Annotated in this window: 19 protein-coding genes; 4 read left to right on the top strand and 15 right to left on the bottom strand. The window is 52.9% G+C overall.

Annotation, left to right across the window (positions count from 1 at the left end):
- The first annotated feature begins 78 nt into the window (after window positions 1-78).
- Together MUB23_RS08685 and MUB23_RS08680 are read left to right on the top strand one after the other, a co-directional pair.
- Window positions 79-639: a TetR/AcrR family transcriptional regulator gene (locus MUB23_RS08685; RefSeq protein ID WP_244800046.1), complete on the top strand. Its 561-nt coding sequence runs from the start codon at window positions 79-81 to the stop codon at window positions 637-639.
- Window positions 640-652: 13 nt separating this feature from the next.
- Window positions 653-1,168 carry a flavodoxin domain-containing protein gene (locus MUB23_RS08680; protein WP_244800044.1) on the top strand — a complete coding sequence of 172 codons (516 nt, stop codon included), beginning with the start codon at window positions 653-655 and terminating at the stop codon, window positions 1,166-1,168.
- Window positions 1,169-1,258: 90 nt separating this feature from the next.
- Here the strand turns inward: MUB23_RS08680 and MUB23_RS08675 are convergent, their stop codons facing one another.
- The 9 genes from MUB23_RS08675 to MUB23_RS08635 form a co-directional block, all read right to left on the bottom strand.
- Entirely contained in the window at window positions 1,259-1,960 is a 702-nt protein-coding gene (locus MUB23_RS08675) for a V-type ATP synthase subunit D (RefSeq protein ID WP_244800042.1), read from the bottom strand.
- 18 nt (window positions 1,961-1,978) lie between these two features.
- Window positions 1,979-3,367 (bottom strand): V-type ATP synthase subunit B, encoded by a 1,389-nt coding sequence (locus MUB23_RS08670; RefSeq protein WP_244800040.1) that lies wholly within the window; start codon window positions 3,365-3,367, stop codon window positions 1,979-1,981.
- Window positions 3,364-5,139 (bottom strand): V-type ATP synthase subunit A, encoded by a 1,776-nt coding sequence (locus MUB23_RS08665; protein WP_244800039.1) that lies wholly within the window; start codon window positions 5,137-5,139, stop codon window positions 3,364-3,366. Before MUB23_RS08665 ends, MUB23_RS08670 begins: the two co-directional genes overlap by 4 nt.
- Complete coding sequence (locus MUB23_RS08660; protein WP_244800038.1) at window positions 5,139-5,462, bottom strand: V-type ATP synthase subunit F; 324 nt, start codon at window positions 5,460-5,462, stop codon at window positions 5,139-5,141. Before MUB23_RS08660 ends, MUB23_RS08665 begins: the two co-directional genes overlap by 1 nt.
- The gene (locus tag MUB23_RS08655; protein ID WP_244800037.1) at window positions 5,455-6,450 is read right to left on the bottom strand and encodes a V-type ATP synthase subunit C; all 996 of its coding nucleotides are present in this window, start codon (window positions 6,448-6,450) and stop codon (window positions 5,455-5,457) included. The genes MUB23_RS08660 and MUB23_RS08655 overlap by 8 nt, the downstream gene beginning before the upstream one ends.
- Before the next feature lie 77 nt (window positions 6,451-6,527).
- Entirely contained in the window at window positions 6,528-7,097 is a 570-nt protein-coding gene (locus MUB23_RS08650; RefSeq protein WP_244800036.1) for a V-type ATP synthase subunit E, read from the bottom strand.
- Window positions 7,098-7,143: 46 nt separating this feature from the next.
- Entirely contained in the window at window positions 7,144-7,614 is a 471-nt protein-coding gene (locus tag MUB23_RS08645) for a V-type ATP synthase subunit K (RefSeq protein ID WP_244800034.1), read from the bottom strand.
- A 1-nt stretch (window position 7,615) separates the two neighbouring features.
- Window positions 7,616-9,592, bottom strand: coding sequence for a V-type ATP synthase subunit I (locus MUB23_RS08640; RefSeq protein ID WP_244800032.1), 1,977 nt, complete (start codon window positions 9,590-9,592; stop codon window positions 7,616-7,618).
- Complete coding sequence (locus MUB23_RS08635; protein WP_244800031.1) at window positions 9,579-9,905, bottom strand: hypothetical protein; 327 nt, start codon at window positions 9,903-9,905, stop codon at window positions 9,579-9,581. The genes MUB23_RS08640 and MUB23_RS08635 overlap by 14 nt, the downstream gene beginning before the upstream one ends.
- 407 nt (window positions 9,906-10,312) lie before the next feature.
- Between MUB23_RS08635 and MUB23_RS08630 the strand changes: the two genes are divergently transcribed.
- The gene (locus tag MUB23_RS08630; protein WP_244800029.1) at window positions 10,313-10,636 is read left to right on the top strand and encodes a hypothetical protein; all 324 of its coding nucleotides are present in this window, start codon (window positions 10,313-10,315) and stop codon (window positions 10,634-10,636) included.
- A 75-nt stretch (window positions 10,637-10,711) separates the two neighbouring features.
- On the opposite strand, the gene MUB23_RS08625 is transcribed toward MUB23_RS08630, so the two are convergent.
- Together MUB23_RS08625 and MUB23_RS08620 are read right to left on the bottom strand one after the other, a co-directional pair.
- Entirely contained in the window at window positions 10,712-11,482 is a 771-nt protein-coding gene (locus MUB23_RS08625; RefSeq protein ID WP_244800027.1) for a hypothetical protein, read from the bottom strand.
- Window positions 11,483-11,759: 277 nt separating this feature from the next.
- Window positions 11,760-12,938 carry a Gfo/Idh/MocA family protein gene (locus MUB23_RS08620; RefSeq protein WP_244800025.1) on the bottom strand — a complete coding sequence of 393 codons (1,179 nt, stop codon included), beginning with the start codon at window positions 12,936-12,938 and terminating at the stop codon, window positions 11,760-11,762.
- A gap of 408 nt (window positions 12,939-13,346) precedes the next feature.
- Here MUB23_RS08620 and MUB23_RS08615 point away from each other — a divergent pair, with 408 nt between their 5' ends.
- The gene (locus tag MUB23_RS08615) at window positions 13,347-14,234 is read left to right on the top strand and encodes a LysR family transcriptional regulator (RefSeq protein ID WP_244800023.1); all 888 of its coding nucleotides are present in this window, start codon (window positions 13,347-13,349) and stop codon (window positions 14,232-14,234) included.
- A 44-nt stretch (window positions 14,235-14,278) separates the two neighbouring features.
- Here MUB23_RS08615 and MUB23_RS08610 read toward each other — a convergent pair whose 3' ends face one another.
- From MUB23_RS08610 to trkA, 4 genes are all read right to left on the bottom strand, one after another.
- Window positions 14,279-15,100 (bottom strand): sugar phosphate isomerase/epimerase family protein, encoded by an 822-nt coding sequence (locus tag MUB23_RS08610; RefSeq protein WP_244800021.1) that lies wholly within the window; start codon window positions 15,098-15,100, stop codon window positions 14,279-14,281.
- Between the two features lie 13 nt (window positions 15,101-15,113).
- Entirely contained in the window at window positions 15,114-17,042 is a 1,929-nt protein-coding gene (locus tag MUB23_RS08605) for an oxidoreductase (RefSeq protein ID WP_244800018.1), read from the bottom strand.
- A 214-nt stretch (window positions 17,043-17,256) separates the two neighbouring features.
- Entirely contained in the window at window positions 17,257-18,702 is a 1,446-nt protein-coding gene (locus MUB23_RS08600; protein ID WP_244800016.1) for a TrkH family potassium uptake protein, read from the bottom strand.
- A gap of 11 nt (window positions 18,703-18,713) precedes the next feature.
- Complete coding sequence (gene trkA / locus MUB23_RS08595; protein WP_244800014.1) at window positions 18,714-20,072, bottom strand: Trk system potassium transporter TrkA; 1,359 nt, start codon at window positions 20,070-20,072, stop codon at window positions 18,714-18,716.
- Window positions 20,073-20,084 lie beyond the last annotated feature (12 nt).

Genomic DNA, 20,084 nt, shown 5'->3' with positions numbered 1-20,084 from the left:
TCTTGACAATCCGTTATAAAAAGTTATAATCATATTATATAAATCATTTATATAATATGATTATATTGGAGGTTTTTTATGCCGAAGCAGCGAATTACAAAAGAAATGGTAGTTGAAGCCGCATTCGAGCTGGCGAGAACCGGCGGAATGGAACAGGTGATCGTGAAGAACATTGCGCAAAAGCTGGACTGCTCGGTCCAGCCGATTTACAGCTATTGCCAAAGCATGGAGGGACTGCGCAAGGATGTCGTGGGCCGTGCCTCTCGCTTTATTCAGGAGTATATTGCCTCCCACATCGATCCGTCTGATTTTTTTCGGAGCACCGGCCATGCTTATATCCAGCTTGCCAAGGAGGAGCCTCATCTGTTTCAACTGTTTGTGCTGAAAAAGAGGGAACATATTAGAGCTCTCACGGATTTGTATCAGACTGAAACCAATCCGGAGGCCGCTGTCACGATCGCTGAAACGCTACAAATTTCACTTTCTCAGGCCAAGGCGCTTCATCTCCACATGCTGATCTATACGGTGGGGATCGGAACGATTCTGGCAACCACTGATTCCGGAATCCCGGAGGAAGAGATAACCAGCCAACTGGAACTAGCTTACCAGGCCTTTCTCCGTCAGGCTCGGGAGCAGTAAGAAAGGAGCTTCCATGAACAAGACCCTTGTCATCTACCGCAGTAAAACCGGTTTTACCGAGCGGTACGCCCGCTGGATCAGCGAAGCGCTTTCCTGCGATTTGGCCGCCTATGGAGACAGAAAACAACAATCTTTCGATTCTTACGACACGATCCTTTTTGGCGGCTGGATCCACGCCGGAAGAATCCAAGGGGTTAAATGGTTTCTCAGCCAAGCCCCCAAGCTGGAGGGGAAAAAGCTTGCCATTTTTGCCACCGGGGCAGCGCCCGCCGGATCTCCAGGCATCTCAAAAGCGTGGGAACAAAACCTCACCGAGGAAGAACGGGCCAAAATCAAGACCTTTTATTTTCAAAGCGGCCTTTCCTATGAGCGGATGGGGTTGCCGGACCGTTTAATGATGTCTGCCTTCCGCGCCATGCTGAAGAAAACGGAAGGCGACAGCGAGGCCTACCGGATGGTCCAGCGCTCCTTCGACTGTGCCTCAAAGGATGCCATCCTGCCTTTGGTAGAATTCTGCCGGGAAAGTTAATCACGCCGTTGTAAAGAGGGGTTTCCAATACCTCATCAATATAAAAACGGCGGCCAACTTTTCCGGCTGGCCGCCGCTTCCTGAAATCACTTATGGCTGCTTGCTCGCAGCGAATTCTACATACGCCTCTTGATCCTGCTCCCGGCGCTCTTCGATGGCTTCCTTCACCATCATATCCTTCACCTTCATCAGGCGGGTCTGGTTTCCTCTCTCATCCTCATCCAGCTTCATCGTGATGTAGCGGATGGTCTCCTGATACTGAGGAATCTTTACATATTCCAGCGCGTTCACCCGGCGGCGGGTCTTTTCGATCTCGTCGGAGAGCATGCTGGCCTCTTTTTCCATGGCCGCCAGCTTCAGCATGACCGGGAATACCTCGGACAGCTTTTCAATCGCGGTATCCAGTTCCCCGGACGTATTGGCAAAGCCGTAGGGAAAGATATTGGCCGCTTCGGTGGAGGTCGTCTCAAAATCGAATACCGGAACATCCACACTCATGATGTTTTTGCTGCCGATGTTCAGCGAAACGCCCTGCTTCGGGTACATCAGGGCCTCTTCCATCATGCTCGGCGTCATCACGGCGCTGGCAATCGAAAAGCTCGAATATACCTCCATCAGTTCCTTTTCCACCTCTTCCCGCAGACGCTTGTTCTCGCGGGCCAGCTCCAGGAAGCGCTTCATCAGCTCATCCCGTTTATCCTTCATCAGCTTGTGACCGCGGACCGCAACCTTTAACTGCTTTTTCAGATTGGAGAGCACCATTCGTGTTGGATTTACGTTTAATCGTGCCATGTCATCACCTCTCTGAAATTAGTTTTCGGTCTCCTGCTTCTGGTCGTAATATTTCTCCAGGAAGGAATCACGGATACGCTTCAGCTCGCCCTTCGGCATCTGGCGAAGCAGTTTCCAGCCGATCTCCAGAGTTTCCTCGATGGGGCGGTTAGCCTCGTAGCCCTGGGACACATATTCCCGCTCAAAATTGTCCGCAAATTTCGCGTACAGCTTATCCACGTCGGTCAGGGCGGCTTCGCCCAGGATGGCCATCAGTTCTTTGCACTCCTTACCACGGGCATAGGCGGCAAACAGCTGGTTCATCGTGTCGGCATGATCCTCACGGGTCTTGCCCTTGCCGATCCCTTTATCCTTCAAACGGGACAGAGACGGCAGTACGTCGATGGGCGGTTTTACGCCTTTGCGGTAGAGCTCACGGGACAGAATGATCTGGCCCTCGGTAATGTAACCGGTCAGGTCAGGGATCGGGTGAGTTTTGTCATCCTCCGGCATGGTCAGAATCGGGATCATGGTGATGGAACCGTCCACGCCTTTCTTCTTTCCTGCGCGCTCGTACATGGTAGCAAGGTCCGTGTACAGGTAGCCGGGATAGCCGCGGCGTCCCGGCACCTCTTTCCGGGCGGCGGAGATCTCACGAAGAGCCTCGGCATAGTTGGTGATATCGGTCAAAATGACCAGTACGTGCATGTTTTTCTCAAAAGCCAGGTACTCGGCGGCGGTCAGCGCCATACGAGGGGTGGCGATACGCTCTACGGCCGGATCGTTGGCCAGGTTCATGAACATGACCGTCCGGTCGATGGCGCCGGTGCGCTTAAAGTCGGAGATGAAGAAATCCGCTTCCTCGTAGGTGATACCGATGGCGGCGAACACAACGGCGAAATTACTGTCGGTGTTCAGCACCTTGGCCTGACGGGCAATCTGTGCCGCCAGGTCGGCGTGGGGCAGACCGGAGCCGGAGAAAATCGGCAGCTTCTGTCCACGGACCAGGGTATTCAGACCATCGATGGCGGAAACGCCGGTCTGAATAAACTCGGACGGGTAATCTCTGGCCGCCGGATTCATGGGCAGGCCGTTGATATCCTTGGTCTCCTCCGGAATAATCTCCGGGCCGTCGTCGATGGGGCGTCCCATACCGTCGAATACGCGTCCCAGCATATCGCCGGAAACCGCAAGTTCGATGCCATGGCCCAGGAACCGGACCTTACTCTCATTCAGGTTCAATCCGGCGGAACTCTCAAACAACTGCACCATCGCGTTGGAACCGTTGATTTCCAGCACACGGCAGTTCCGGATATCGCCGTTGGGCAATTCGATCTCGCCCAACTCATCGTAGCCGACGCCTTCCACGCCTTTTACCAGCATCAGAGGGCCGGCGACTTCGGTGATTGTCTTATACTCTTTAATCATTCTGCTTCCGCCTCCTTACCGATGATTGCGTGTACTTCCTCCTCCAAGGTATGTTTCACCTTTTCAAATTCCGCGTCAACCTGCGCTTCTTCCACATATTTGAAACGGCCGATTTCCTCACGGACCGGCATTGCGGAAAGCTTCTGGAAATCTGCTCCCTGTCCCAGCGCGGCTAAAGACTCTTCGTGGAACAGCAGAATCAGCTTCAACATATGATACTGTTTGTTCATGGACGCATACGTATCAATCTCATGGAATGCGTTCTGATGCAGATAGTCCTCACGGATCATCTTACAGGTTTCCAGCTTCAGACGGTCCGTGGCGGACAGTCCGTCCACGCCGACCAACTGAACAATTTCATTCAGCTCCGCCTCTTCCTGCAGCAAATGCAGGGCATTGGCGCGAAGCTCCGGGAATTCTTTATTGACATTGTCCGCAAACCACTGATCCAGACGGCTGGCGTACAGGGAATAGCTGTTCAGCCAGTTGATCGCCGGGAAATGGCGCTTGTAAGCCAGATCGGAATCCAGGCTCCAGAACACTTTTACGATACGCAGCGTCGCCTGGGATACCGGCTCGGAAATATCGCCGCCGGGCGGGGATACGGCTCCGATCGCAGACAGGGCGCCCTCGCGACCTTCTCTCCCAAGGCTGATCACTCTTCCGGCGCGCTCATAGAACTGAGCCAGACGGGAACCCAGGTAAGCCGGGTAACCTTCCTCACCGGGCATCTCTTCCAGACGGCCAGACATCTCACGGAGCGCCTCAGCCCAACGGGAAGTCGAATCGGCCATCAGGGCCACCGAGTAACCCATGTCGCGGAAATACTCGGCGATCGTGATACCGGTGTAGATGGAAGCCTCACGGGCCGCCACCGGCATATCGGACGTATTGGCAATCAATACGGTACGTTTCATCAAACTCTCGCCGGTCTTCGGATCCTTCAGTTCCGGGAACTCCATCAGAACGTCGGTCATCTCATTTCCACGCTCGCCGCAGCCGATGTAAACCACGATATCGGCATCCGCCCATTTTGCCAGCTGATGCTGCACAACGGTCTTTCCGGAACCGAACGGGCCCGGTACGGCGGCAACGCCGCCTTTTGCGATCGGGAACATGGTGTCAATGACACGCTGGCCGGTGATCAGCGGCATATCCGGAACCAGTTTGGTTTTATAAGGACGGCCGACACGGACCGGCCACTTCTGCATCATGGTCAGCTCCACGTCCTTGCCATCCGGCGTTGTCACAACGCAGACGGTTTCTTCAATGGTAAAGGAGCCGCCGGTAATGCTCTTAATCGTACCTTTGACCCGGTTCGGAACCATGATCTTCTGCTCCACTACCACAGTCTCCTGTACGGTTCCGATGATATCTCCGGCTTCCACCTCGTCGCCAACCTTTGCGGTCGGGACGAACTCCCATTTTTTCGTGCGGTCCAGGGCCGGAATCGAAATACCACGGCTGATGTTGGTGCCGGACATTTTTACCATGCCCTCCAGCGGACGCTGGATTCCGTCATAGATGGTCTCAATCAGGCCGGGGCCGAGTTCCACCGACAGCGGAGCACCGGTGGTGCTGACCGGAGCGCCGGGCTTTAAGCCTGCTGTCTCCTCATATACCTGAATCGACGCCATGCCGTCGCGCATCTCAATGATCTCGCCGATCAGGTTCTGGTCGCCTACGCGAACCACGTCGAACATATCCGCTTCCTGCATGCCTTCCGCTACGACCAGAGGACCGGATACCTTTACGATCTTTCCTAGACTCATTAATTGTCACCTCCGAATAGGATATCAGCACCAACGGCCCGCTCCACGGACTTCTTCACATTCGCAATGCCGATGCCGAAACTTCCGTCCACTCCGGGAATCGGAATGATAGCCGGAACTCTCATATCAAAATACTTGGCGATGTCTTCTTCCATATCCTTGTAAAACCGCTCGGTGATATAGATGATGCCGTAGCCCTCCCCTGCAATCTTGTGCAGAGTGTGCACCGCGTCCTCCACCACCTCGCAGGCGAACACGTCCAGGCCAAAAGCCTTGAACCCCAGGACACTCTGGGCATCGCCGATTACGCCAATCTTACCCATAAGTCTCCCTCAATCTTTCCCGGATCAGCGCCGGTTCCAGGCCTGCCGCCTTCCCCGCCAGAATGATCCGCACGCTCTTGATCTCCATCTGCTTTGCCACCGCATACGCAATCAGCGGCTCCAACCCAAAGGAGATATATTTCGCCTGTTTCGCATATTGGATCAGCGCATCGTCGCAAAGCTTTTCCAGAGCGGTAAAACTGCCGGTCTCCTTCATGGAGGCTCCGCCTTCCTCGGCGGCTCCCATCAGCGCATATGGCACCAGACGCGCCGCAAACTGATGAAACGGCTCGTCATAACCGGCCACAAACACTTTTTCGTCGATATTGCCGCCCGGCAAAAATACGGTTCCAAAGAAGCTCCAGGGCTGCCCCATTTTCTGGCAGCGCACGAAAGTTTTCAGGTTAATCGTATCAATTAAAAGACGGACATAGCCGATCACAAACGCATTTCCGGTTCCTTTTGCTGCCTCCAACACATCTGCGTAGCATTCTCTGTCACAGATCAGATCCACACATTGGGGATCCCTGGTTCTGGCATGGGTATCCACGGATTCTTCAATCGCGGCCTTCATGTGGTTGGTCATTGGAATAAAGTTTCGCTCCTTGACCAAAACCGCCATCGTCGCCGCGTCGATGGTCCCGCCTTCCATCAGAACCGCTTTTCCATCCACCCCCAAAAACTCCGCTTTCAGCAGAGTCTTAATGTTGTGGTAGTCAAAGGGATAGGAAAAAATACGGAACTCTTTTTCATCCGGCGCAATCGAGGTCAGAAAACGGTAAAGCTTCGAGGTCTCCTGCACCAGCGTCCGCTCGTAGGCCGCGGGCAGAATCGTCTCGCCTTCCGCACCGTACTGAAAATCCTGCAGCACTTTCAGCGCGTCTTCCATGGTCTTTGCTTCCACCATAACGCCGAGGCGCTCTTTGTTCAGCAAATTCTTTTCCGCGCTGCGAACCTGGGCACAGGCAAAGGTATAATCTGCTCCCATAGGGATTCCTCCTTTCTTCTATTTTTCGGTAATCCCCCAGACAAAGAGTTCCTTCCTGGGGAACACCGCCTCCCATATTATGAGAACAGAACCCCTGCGATCTCCGCGGTAATCTGCTTTTTCTGGGTTTCCATCAACTTTTCCAGAGACGCATTCAGGGAGACGCAGCCCTGGCGCAGAATCATGCCGCCCTGAATCGGGACGGTCTCTTCCGCAACAGCCAGAGGACTGTCTTTTAACGCTTCCTCCAGCGCCTTGCCGTAAGCCTTGTGGTCTTTCTCATTCAAGAGGATCTCGCCCGGTTCCGCCCGATACGGCTCCACCAAACCGAGCAGAAACGCCTGATACTCGGCAGCTGGCATACCGGCCAGCTGGGCCGCCGCTTCCTCGAAACTGCGGTCGATCATCTCCTGCTTTGCGGAAAGACGCAGCTTGCGCGCCTCCAGCTCCGCCACAGAATTTCTCCTCTCGCCTAAGACCTTGGCATCTTCTACCGCCTTGGCGGCGGTCTCTTTCTTCACCGCCTCGGCTTCCTCCGCCGCCTTCGCGAGCAGAGTATCTTTTTCGGCTTCCGCCTGCTTTTTTAAATGTTCCGCCTCGTCCTTTGCTTCCTGCAAAATCCGGGCCGTAATACTTTCAATGCTCATAGGTCACCAATCCCTTTCCCGATTTGTTCTCGTTAGGTTTCTGAAATCAAACCGTAATGAACATCCACATCAGGAAAGAAATCAGCAGAGCCAGAATGGCGTAGGTCTCAACCATGGCCGCGTAGATAATACCTTTTGCCAGCTCGCTGGGTCTCTTTGCAATCAGCATAATGCCGGCTGCGGAAGCTTTGCCCTGCGCCCATCCAGACCAGATGCCAACCACACCGATCGGCATACCGGCAAACAGGAAATAAATCCCCTGCTGCGTCGTCAGATCCGCAGGATTTCCGCCCATCACGCCGGTCTTTACCAAGATCAAGAATGCAATCAGCAGACCATAGATACCCTGTGTGCCGGGCAGAGCCTGCAAAACCAGGGTCTGACCAAATTTCTTAGGGTCTTCCGCCACTACGCCGGCAGCCGCCTCACCAGCCACACCTACGCCAAGAGCACTACCTACACCCGCACTTGCTGCAATCGCAGCACCGCCAATCGCCAATGCTAATCCTAAAGTCATGTCACTTTTCCTCCTTCACAAGCTTCACATATTTCGTTTTCTTTTCAAAAGGCTGGAACTGATCTCCGCCGCCTTCATAAAATTTGCCAAAGAATTCTACGTACTGCAGCCGGCTCGCATGAACATAAGAGCCCAGCGCATTCAGCGCAAAGTTCAGCGCATGGCCGAAAATTGCAATGATGATAAAGAGAATCGCGCCAACCACTCCGCCGCCGAACAGGGACCCCAGCGCATTGAACACCTGGGCGATAACCGCAGAAGCGAGTCCCAGAGCCAGCAGACGGGAGTAGGACAAGATATCCGCCAGATAGCTGGTGGTTCCGTACAGATCCCAGAGGCCAAGGAGCTTCCCAACGCCTTTGCCGCGGATCAGAGGCCCGCCGACGATAATCACCGCACCGGCAATCGCCAGCCATTTTCCAATGCCTGCCGCGCCGTCAAACAGGCTTCCGCCGAAGAGCAGGAGCGCCAGGCCGATCAGGAACAGATACCAGGCAAAGACTTCGATAATCGCTTCCGCCACTTTTCCGTCTTTCAGGTACATGTAGGCTTTTACTCCCATACCGATGAACAGATGAACCGTACCCAGTACGCAGGAGAAAATCAAAAGCTTCATCGGGTCGCTTAAGGGATTAAACCACAGCGGCGTGATCTCCACCGTCGCGCCGAAGAACGTGCTGGCGACAACCGTGACGATATCTCCGAGAAAGCCGCCAAACAATGCGCCCCAGATAAAGGTCGAGATTCCGCAGAAGCCCAGACACTTCACCAGGCGGTACGCCGTATTCTCCAACGGGAACTTCTTTAAAAGCAGGAAGCAGGCCCCGGCGAGAATCAGGCCGTAGCCCATATCCGCGAACATCATTCCATAGAAAATGAAATAGAAAATCGCAAAGATCGGCGTCGGGTCCACCTCGTAGGATTTCGGCAGGGCATACATGCTGGTGATGGCTTCGAAGGGAACGACCAGCCCCTTGTTGTCAAGGAGCACCGGTGTCTCCTCTCCCTTTTCCGGTTCCACAATCTCGTAGCTGCATCCGGCGTCTTCCAGCACTTTTTTCACCTGGTCGCAGGCGCCGTCCGGCACCCATCCGTCAAAATAGAATGCCTTTTTCGTCTTCAGCAGGTTTTCCGCCGCCTTGGCTTCGTCCCGCTTCATTAATAAACTGTCGTAATAATACTGAATTTCTTCTTTGTGTCCGGCAAAAGACGCGATCTTTTGTTCCAGCTCTTCCTGATCGTTCTTCACCTGCGCCAGCTTTTCGTTCAGACGGGTGATGTTCTCTTTCGCCGTCCCGGTCAATTCCTTGAACAGGGCAAAAGCGAAGCCGTAGCTTTTGAGGACATCCAAAACCGCCTCTTCTTCGGCTCTCAGGCAGATCACATTCAGATACTGCTGTTCTGCGTCCTGACCGATCACGGTGACCACCGTGTCGGGGCTGGCTGCGGACACTTGTTTCTTCATTCCTTCCACATCCGCAACAGCCGGAACAATTCCCAGCATCACACGGACCGAGCGGGTTCCCGCCATATCCAGAGGAAGTTCATAGCCAAGCCATGGAGTCAGTGACGCCTGGGTGGAAACAATCGTATTTTCTTCCGATTTGCTCTCACTCCACTTGTCATAGAGATTCAGCACTTCCAAAATCTCCTGGCTGACCGCCACGCCGTCTCCGAGAGCTTCGTCGTATGCCTTCTGGCTCATCGGCTTCCTTGTCCGGAACAATGGCTTTTTCGCTGTGTCATAGCGGGCGATGGCTTCCAGCGCTGTCTCTACCTTGGCAAGGCGGCCGTCCAGCTCGGAAACCTGGTCCTCATCCCCGTCTTTCGTGACGATGGACGACCATTCGGAATCCAAAAGCTTTTCGCTCTGGTCGTTGAGTTCCACCGCACCCAGATCCATCAGCCGGTTCAGCAGACCGGCTTTTTCCGTCTCCAGGCCAATGACGGACAGCTTTTTCATTTTAACGATTGCCACTGGACTTCACAACCTTTCCGGCAATGATTTGAGCTGCTTTCGCCAAGCGTTTCTCTGCCTGCGCCTTCATGGCGTCACATTCGGCGGCGACTTCGGCCATCCGGGCCTGATAAGCCTTTTCCGCCTCGGCTTCCGCCTGCCGCAGGGTGTTCCGATAGGCGTCATCCGCTTGCTTACGCGCAGTTTCGACCAATTCGGCAGCTTGTTTTTTCCCCTGCTCCAGCAGCTTTTTGGAATCCGCTTGTGCCTGCTTGCGAATGGAAACGGCTTCTTCCTCGCTGTCAGAAATCCGCTTCATATTCTCAATCGACATGCATTTCCCTCCCTACCTATTATTTTCTGGCAATTCAGACAAATTGTTGTCAGATTATGTCCAAATTGCCGAATCATTATTGGCCCTGCTCCAATTTCCCTTCGGCATACGATTGAAAATTCTGAGAGGAACCAAAAATATACCATCAATTCTACACTATTTCTCCCATTTTATCAATGGTTTTTTTGACATCTTTTTAACGACATTTTAACGTTTTTGTCGTATGCGGGCTTAACTTTCTTCATTTTATAAGTTTCTGGGCGGTGTGATTGGTATGCCTTTCACAGACAGCCTGCCCTCATTTTTTTAATTGCAGTCATAGGCCCCCTCTCATTTTTTCCCATTTTTTGTTTTTACATTCACGAGATTTTTTTACTGCTGTAAAAGGCGGGTGAGATAGGGCGGGATTGGGACTCCCATCTTTTTTATATTTTGTAAAAGGGAAGGCGCGTCAGATTCTGTTTCACGACCGGGTATTAGTCCGCATCAACGAAGGGGGGCTTTTCATCCCGGTTTTAGGCCCGGAGATGCTGAACCATTTTTATCCGAAGGACACTCTGGTCTACCAGATCCGCAACGTCCTGACCGGAGAGATCACCGAAGAATACCGCACTCCCTATGACAATAATTTATTTATTTCCATCCGCGCTCAACTGGGCCGGGTAGAGCCTGGGAATTACTCTTTGATTATCTGTGATATGGATACGGCCGAGATACGTGTCAATGAATGATTGGGAAACCATTTTCCTGCCATAAAAAAGCGGTATCCAGCACTCACAACTGGATACCGCTTTTTTATTATTACCTTAAGACGCTTTCTCTAATATTTCCAAAGCGCCCAGCACATACCGCTCCGGCGAATCCTTCCGATAAACCGCCTCCACGTAGTCATCCGCCGCGAGATCCGCGGGCAGTTCCAACTCTTCCGTCACAAAGAAATAGGTTTCCCCATCGTCGCCTTCCAGAATCATCTTATCTCCCTCATACCCCTGGAAAGTCCCATAAACCGTATGTTTTTCCTCGGAGGAAGCTTTGGGAGCTTCCCGCTTCACTCCGTCTCCGGTCACCTTCGTGGCGATTTTCTTTCCCTCTTCCTCGTAATAGGTGATCTCCACTGACTCTCCTACGGATCCGTGAGCCGGATCGATAAAGGCCGCGGTTCCGACGTCAAAGGCTACTTTCCGGTCCTCGCCCTCCCCGTCGTAAGCCCGCTCAGCCGGGTTCTCCAGATCCACATAGATCGTATCCTCCCCGGTTTCCAGAATGTAAGCTTTGACTGTCTTTTTCTCCCGCTCCGCAGCCGTCGTCTGTTCCGGGCCTGCCGAAGCCATCTCCTTCGTAGGTGTTTTCGTCTCCGCTGCGCTGGCTGCCGGAGCCGCCGGAGCTTCTGTCCCTGATTTCGGAATGACGATCTCCGTGTGCGCCGTTGTTTCCGGCAGAGAAGTTTCCGACGCCGTAGAAGAAACAGCGGCGGCGGGGGAGGAAACCGTCTCCTCTCCCGAATTGGAACATCCGGATAACAGAATCATTCCCATTGCAATTCCGGCGGTGAAGCAGATCCTTACTCTTTTTACCATAACTTTTGTCCTTTCCAAACAGATCGCGTGATGTTTTCCTTTCCGCAGAACGATCCCGCGGTCACAATCCTCTTGGTCTTCCCTCGTTTTTCATGATAGGCCGCGTTCCCTCTTTGGCTTTCTCGCCCTGGGATGGAAATCCCGGCGTAGCCAGAGGCAAAACCGTCTGCCGCCACGATGGAATTATATGGTATTTATTTGGTAAAGTCAACCAGAACGCGTCCGCGCCGCCGCTTCTTGCTCCCGGCTTCCCCCGAAATCAATGTCCCTCCTTCGCCTATAAAAAGATTCTCCTTCCCTCCTCCGCCGACTGGTAAGCCGCATAGATCACCTTCATCGTCTCATAGGCAAGCGGGAAACCGGAAAACGGCTCCCGGCCTGTCCGGATGCTGCCTACAAAGTCCTGCGCCTCCCCTAGAAAACCCCGAAGCGTTTCATCCGCGACAAAAGGATGGTTCCATCCTGTTTTGCTGGGCAGCATCTCGGATACAGCCACGTCCTCCAGGCGGTCCTCATCCAGAAAATAGCTGCTGACCACATCCACCGGAGATACCCGGCAATGAATCGCACTGTCGTTGGTGTACACTTCCACATAGCCTTTTGTCCCGCCCAGAACCAGATCTGAGGCCAGAACCGAAGCTTTGGTCCCATCGCTGAAAGTGATGCTGAGATTGGCGTAGTCCTCCACGTCATGAGGCCGGGCCGCTATATGCCGGTGCTCGTAATCGGTCGTCAGGCATTTGCTTGCCATCCCCATATCCGCCGAAACCGACGCGACGGATATCTCCTCTCCCCTGGCCACCGCCTCTGTTTGTTTGAGCGCCAGCAAGCTGGACAGGGGGTGGCAGCCTGCGCGGATCAGCGCGCCGCCTCCAATCTGTTTCCACTCTCCTGTGTTCATGGAACCGGATCCTTTGAGGCTTTCTTCTCCTTTTAAGAAAAGAATTTTGCTTTTCTTTTTTTCCACAATCTCCATGGCTTTCTGTACGCCGGAAGCGTAAACATAGTTTTCCGCATAACAAAACTTCTTTCCGGAGGCAAGCCAGACCTCCCGCAGCTGATCCATATCTGCCAGGACTTTTTCAAGCATTTTCTTTTTGGGAACCTGCAGTCCGATCGGTTCTGGATCCCCCGGCTCTCCGAAATATCCGGTCAGCGGCTTTTCACAGATGACATGTTTCCCCGCCTGGAATGCCTCCCTGGCCATCTTTACGTGCAGATTTGGGGGCGCACAGATATCCACAACATCGATCTTTGGATCCTCCAGCATCAAATGATAATCCGTCAGACATTCCTCATAACCATAAGTTTTTTGCAATTCCTCTGCTTTCTCCCGGTCAAGATCCACAATCGTTTTTAATCGGATATCGCAGCCGCTCACTCTCCGGTAGGCCTCCCCGTGAAGCCTGGCTGCATATCCTGCGCCAATGGTTCCGACAGCAATCTCTCTTTTCATTGTCCCTCCTGATCCGCTCTCCTGTTGATGAAATGAGAGCAATCTCCTATTTTGTTCTTCTTGTCCTAACACAAGAAAACGGCGATTCGGGAAACCACCCCTCCTCTTCTTTTTTATTATAAAGGAACCGGTGAAAGAATCAACGGTGGCAGGCTTTCGGATTTATTACATAATTGTTATCCATCTCCTTCTTACAAACCTCTTTTTGTTTTAACCTCAGGGAAACTTTGGGCTGCAATCAATCCATAACATTTTTTTCTTGAATTCATAACATTTTTGGTATATTTTGTCATTTTAACGTTATTATCATAATTAATAAATATCATTGGAATTTCAAATATTTTTAATTGATTTTTTCGAACAATTCTTTTAGAATAGAAGGAGCAACAATGCAAAGGAGAATGCAATATGAACATGACACAGCTACAATATTTCAAGGTTTTGGCGGAGAAACAACATTATTCCCTGACAGCGGAAGAGCTGGGGATCGCTCAGTCCTCGCTGAGCCGTTCCATCAATGCCCTTGAGGATGAGCTGGGCGTCAATCTTTTCGAAAAAAGAGGCCGGAATGTACAGCTAACCAAGTACGGAGCTTCCTATTACGAGTATGTAAAGGCTTCTCTGACCAGCTTGGAGCTTGGAACCAAAAAAGTAAAATCTATGGCGGATCCGACCATAGGCGAAATCAACATCGGATTGACGTTTCCGTTGGGCTCCGAGATTGTTCCGAACATCCTGCAGCGTTTCAGCGCCGGAAAAGAAAATCGAGGCTTTTCCATCCGCTTGTTCCAGAATTCCACCCCGGAGTTGATCGGGCTGATCAAAAACAATCTCTGTGACCTCGTCCTTTGTTCTTCCCTGCCGGATGAACCGGAAATTCAGTTTACACCTCTTTTTTTCAGCCATCTGATCGCCGTTGTCCCAGACCGGCATCCTCTGGCGCCTAAAACAAAAGTGACATTAGAAGAGCTGGCAAAATATCCTTTTATTATGAACAGCGAGCGGGCTCCCGCTCTTTTGCGGATTTTCCATCAAAAGGGACTGTATCCTACCATTCTTTCCCAGGTCCAGGGAGAATGCACCATTGTCGGCCTGGTCTCCGTCAACTACGGAATCTCGATCGTCGACGAAGCAGTAGATCTATCCAATAAACCAGTAAAAGCGCTCCGTATCCCGGAACTGGAGCAGATCCCTTTTTCCGTGAATGTCGCCTACATGAAAAATCGTTGGTTTTCCCCTGCGGTAAAAGCTTTTCTGAATTTTCTTCTCAAAGAAATCAGGGAGTCCGGTGTTTAACCGCGCTCCCTGATTCCGCTTCCGATCGCTAAAATAGATCCGTATTATAAAATCGAATGCTCCCGCAAATATGCCTTTGACGTATCCAGGCATCGTTTGGCGTGTTCATAGGCACCCAGCTCCTGCATTCTCCTGCGGTGAGGAATTTCGATTGCAAATACGGCGTCTCTTCCCATGCGCCGCACGATCCCGGCGATGTCAGCCGCCCCTTCCCCTACATAGAGGCGTTTTGATCTGCCCGTCTCGATCAATTCCTCCTGGGTATCCGGAATCCGCATCGGGGCATCGCAAAGATGTAGGAGCTCAAACCATTCTTCCGGACATTGTTCCAGCTCCTCCACCGTCACCTGAGAACGGAAATGATGAAGCACATCCACCAACAGCTTGGCGTTTGGTTTTTTTACCAGCTCCAGCACCGCTTTGGCGGCCTGTAAATTTGAGATGCTGGCCCAGGTCACGTACTCCAGATAAACAGCCAGATGATAGCGGGCCGCCAGATCACAAAGCCTTGAAAACTGATCCAGGTAGACTTCCATTTGATTCGTCCAGATACTGGCGATGACGCCCCTTACTCCCAGCTCTTTCGCCGCCGCAAGGGCCGGTTCATAATCCGAGACGTCTCGCTTTCGATCAATCATGGCAAGATCAATATCGTGAATTTGGATTCCAGTCGCTTTCAGGGCTTCCTTGGTCAGCTCCATCAGGCGGCTGTCGTTGACCAGATCAAAGTCTCCCTCCTCGGCGATTCCCTGCCGGATGATCCGGATTCCCACCATGTCATAGCCGATGGAGGCTGCGTTATAGATCATTTCCGGCGGAGACCAAAAAGGGACCGTGTGCTGAGCCAGGGAAAACTGTATCTTCATGTGTGTTTCTCCTTTAATCAGACTCTAAATCCAGCGCGGCAAACAGCCCTTCCCGGATGGATGTGCCGATATTTCTCGCCGCCCGCGCATCGCCGGCCGCCACCGGGTCAAGCCCTGCCTGTCTCAGTTCCTCTACCAGCCCTTGGACCGGTTCAAAGCCCACGGCAAAAACGACGGAATCACAGCTCAGGCTTTCTTCTTTTCCCTGATAAAGATATTCCACATGATCGTCGCAGATCCGGTCCAGCCTTGCCCCGCAGATGACCGTGATTTTGCGTTCCCGCAGCAGGCTGCGCACGGCCAGCTGGTTGTTCCGTGCTTCCGCCCCATTGGAAAGAATATCCGGAAGGAACTCCAAGATTGTCACCTGTTTTCCCTGCTCCGCCAGGCTCAAGGCAAGTTCGCAGCCCACCAGGCCGCCGCCGATCACCGCCACCCGGTCTCCGGCTTCCGCCCTGCCGTGCAGGAGATCCAGCGCCGTTTTTACATGGGACTTCTCCCTTCCTTCCACCGGCAGCAATTTGGCCGACGCGCCGGTGGCCACGATAACCCGGTCGGCTCCCGCAGCCAAAACGGCGGACACTGTGGCTTCCTTCCCTTTTTGAATCTTGACTCCGGCCAGTTCACACTGCTTTTCCTGATAATGGATCAGCCTCGCGATATCCTGCTTAAAGGACGGCGCGGCCGCGGCCGTCATATTTCCTCCCAGCTTTTCCTCCCGATCCCAAAGCTCCACGATATGGCCCGCCTTTGCCGCAGCGGCTGCGGCCTCCATGCCGGCCGGCCCTCCTCCCACGACCAACACGTTCCGGGGCGTACCGGCTTTTTTCAGCTGATACGACGGATCTTCCTCGTGGGAAAGCCAAGGGTTCACGGAACAATGAAAATATTTGCCGTTATTGATGGAGAAAAGGCACTGATTGCAGCCGATACAAGGGCGGATCTCCTCCCATCTGCCCTGTCTCACCAGGTTTGGCCACTCCGGCTCGGCCAGAAGCCCATGGCCCAGGGCCACAAGATCGCAAGATCCGGAAGTAACCGCCTGGACCGCCATCTCCGGCCGCAGAAGTTTATTTTGTCCCAGCACGGGAATTTTTACTGTTTCCTTCACCCGCTTTGCCGCAGGCAGAGAATATCCCTCCGGCTCATAGACCGTGGGAATACAGCGGTTCCACTGGGTCTCAAAAGATCCCGTATCCACCTGAATCGCGTCCGCTCCGGCTTTTTCCAGAATCCGGCACATGGCAAGTCCTTCTTCGATTTGACGGCCTTCTTTGGTCCCATGGGTGACGGAAAATTTCACAATCACAGGAAAACGGCTGCCGCAGGCTGCCTTGACGGACTGGATCAGCTCCACGGTAAACCGCATCCGGTTTTCCAGCGATCCCCCATACTCGTCGGTCCGGTGGTTCCACTGGGAAGATTGGAATTGATCCAGCAGATAACCGGCATACGCATGCAGTAGAATGGCGTCTGCCTCGCCCTTTTTTGCCAGAGCCGCAGAAACCCCGATCTGTTCCACACAGTGCTGAATTTCCTCCTTGGTCATGGCCCGGCACAATACATTGGGATCCGCCACTGACGGCACCTCACTGGCCGACAGGGTTCCTCCGCAGCGTCCGCCTCCCAGATTGAACTGCAGCGCCAGCTTGGAATCGTAGCGGTGAACCGCATCCGCCACCTCGTTCAAACGCCCGACATGGCTTGGTTTACAGAACATTCCGGCAGCAGAAAATCCGAACCGGTCAGTAAAAAACAAGGAACCGGAAGCAATCAGAGCGGCGCCTCCCTTCGCCCGCGCGGCATAGTAAGCCTTTTGCCTTTCTGAAAAACCTCCGTCTAAATCCGCCAAATTTCCCATCGGAGCCATAACGATCCGATTTTTCAGTTCCATTCCGCCGATCCGGCATCTCTGGAACAAGATTTCTTGTTCTGTGTGCATGTTTTCCTCCTTTTGATGAAATCTCCTCTGATTTTTTATCGGAATAACAGGTATACAAATTATAGAAATTCCAATAGTGAGAAACAATAGTTGGATTTTGTTTTATCCATTACACTTTTGATATCGTTTTTCCTCGTATAAAACTAAAATACCGCTTCCTCCCAAAACATGGGTGAAAGCGGTATTTTCACAATATTGGTATTTCCATCAAAGATTATTTTTTCTTCCAAAGGGAAGGGATCACCAGCAGCAGAATCGGGAAAATCTCCAACCGTCCGATCAGCATATCCAGGCTGAGGACAACCTTGGAAAAGTAGGACAGCGTCGAAAAGTTCCCGGTCGGCCCCACCACTTCGCCAAGGCCCGGACCCACGTTATTCAGGCAGGCCAGCACCGAGGAGACCGTGGTCGTCACGTCAAAACCGTTCAGTGCAATCAGCAGGACAGACACGAACAGGATCGCTGTGTAAAACAGCAGATAAGTATGTACTCCCTGTACCGTCTCTTCTTCCACCACTTTTCCTTCCATGCGCACAACGCTGACCGAGCGGGGGTGAACCAGCCGTTTCATCTCCCGGCGGACGGATTTCACCAAGATCACAACACGGGCGGTCTTGATACCGCCGCCGGTGGATCCGGCACAGGCGCCCAGAATCATCAGCAAAAGCAGGATCATCTGGGATAGATAAGGCCACTGCGCAAAGTCCGCGGTCGCATATCCAGTGGTCGTGATGATAGAAGCCACCTGGAAGGAAGCATAACGGATCGATGTCATCACGTTCCCGTATAAGGAATAAATATTGATCGTAATCACCAGGACCGACGAGGCGATGATCCCCAGGTAAGTCCAAAGTTCCTCGCTCTTAAACGCCTGGGCGAATTTTCTCGCAATCATCAGGTAAAACAAGTTAAAGTTGATGCCGAACAGAATCATAAATACCGTGATGACCCCATCCACATAGGCGCTGTTGTATGCGGCAATGCTGGCATTGTACACGCTGAATCCACCGGTTCCGGCCGTTCCAAAGGCATGTACCAGCGCATCGTACAGCGAAAGTCCGCCGAACATCAGTAAAATCACCTGTAAGGCCGTCAGTCCGATGTAGATCGCATAGAGAATCTTCGCGGTTCCCATGGTCCTCGGCACCAGCTTGCCGACCGTAGGCCCCGGAACCTCGGCTCGCATCAGATACATGGAGCGCTTATCCGCCAAAGGTATGATAGCTAATACAAAGACCAGCACCCCCATGCCGCCGATCCAGTGGGTAAAGCTCCGCCAGAACAAAATGCCCCGCGGAAGCACCTCGATATCGGTCAGGATCGTGGATCCGGTGGTGGTAAAGCCGGATACCGTCTCAAAAAAGGCATCCAGGAAGTTCGGTATGGTTCCGCTGATCACAAAGGGCAGCGCCCCAAAGATCGACCAGACCAGCCAGGTCAGCCCGACGATAAACAGCCCCTCTTTGGCGTAGATCACTGGATTTTTCGGTTTTTTTGCCCCTAGCACCAGGCTCAGCACAATCAACGCCGCTGCTACAATCAAAAAGGAAAGGTAAGACTCCTCCCCATAGAGGATTGCCACCCCCATCGGGATCAGCAGCAAAACGCCTTCCACCCCCATCAGCTTATAGAGGATGTGGCTAATCATTTTACCATTCATAACCTTCTCCTCTACGCCAGCATCTCATGGAGGGACTTCACGTGGGGCCTCGTTGTCACCAGGATCACCGTATCATCTTCCTCTATGGTATCATTGCCGCCAGGAATAATCAGTTCTCTGTCCCTTACAATACAGGCCACGAGAAAGCCCGGCTGAATCGAGAGATCCTTCAGCGGAATTCCGGTAAACGGCGCTTTCTTTTCCACCAAAAATTCCAACGCTTCCAGCCGTCCTCCGATCAGGCGGCTCAAAGACTCCACGCTGTTGTCCGCCACCGACGCGGATACGGCGCGCACATACCGGACGATCTGATTCGCCGTAACCTCCTTGGGAGAAATGATGGTCTGTATTCCGATCTTTTCCAACATTTCGGTGAAGGACAGCTGCGTCACCTTTGTTATAATCTTGGAAACATTGCGCGTCTTTGCGTACAGGGAAAGAATCGCATTGATCTCGTCCATTCCGGTCATCGCCACAAACGCGTCGACCTCCTGGATCCCCTCCTCCAGCAGCAGTTCTTCGTGGCTTCCGTCTCCGCAGACAACCGTGGCCGCGGGCAGCTGCTCGCAGAGCTCACGGCAGCGTTCCATATTCTGCTCGATGATTTTAACATGCATGCCCTGGAACAAAAGGCGCTTGGCCAGATAATAAGATATCTTGCCGCCGCCCACAATCATCACGTTTTTCACGCTGCTGCGGAACAGATCGATCTCTTTGAAAAAGGACTGCAGTTCATCATGGGAAGAAACCAGATAAATCCGGTCCCCCGCCTCCAGCACGTCGCTGCCGCCGGGGATGAAAACCTCCTGTCCGCGCTGTACCGCACAGATTAAGACCCGAAAGCTGAATCTCTTGTTGATTTCCACCAGGGATTTCCCAATCAGCGCGTTTCCCGCGTCCAAGGCGAACTCCATCAGCTCCACGCGCCCCTTTGCAAAGGGTTCGATACTGGTGGCCGCCGGGAAAATCAGCACGCGGGAAATCACGTTTGCGGACGCTCTCTCCGGATTGATTGCAAAACTCAGCCCCATCTCTTCACGGATAAAGGGAAGCTGATCGTAGTATTCGGGTTTCCGCACCCGTGCAATGGTGCGGGCCGCCCCGTGTTTTCTCGCCAATAGACAGCAAAGCATGTTGAGCTCGTCCCCGTCCGTGCAGGCGATCACCAGATCGGCCTCCGAAATTCCGGCTTCCAGCTGGACTTGATAATCCACCGCATTTCCCTCGACGCACATGACATCCTCGGTATCCACCAATGCCTGCAGCGCCGCCGGATTGCTGTCGATGACCACAATATCGTGGCCTTCCTGGGCCAGCTGTTCCACCAGCTTATGACCTACTTTTCCACTTCCCATGATAATGATCTTCATATCATAGCCTCT

Source organism: Cuneatibacter sp. NSJ-177 (genome assembly GCF_022867805.1).
Lineage (GTDB): Bacteria > Bacillota > Clostridia > Lachnospirales > Lachnospiraceae > Pseudolachnospira.
The sequence above is the reverse complement of the archived record's forward strand: the minus strand, read 5'-3'. Positions and strand labels throughout refer to the sequence as shown.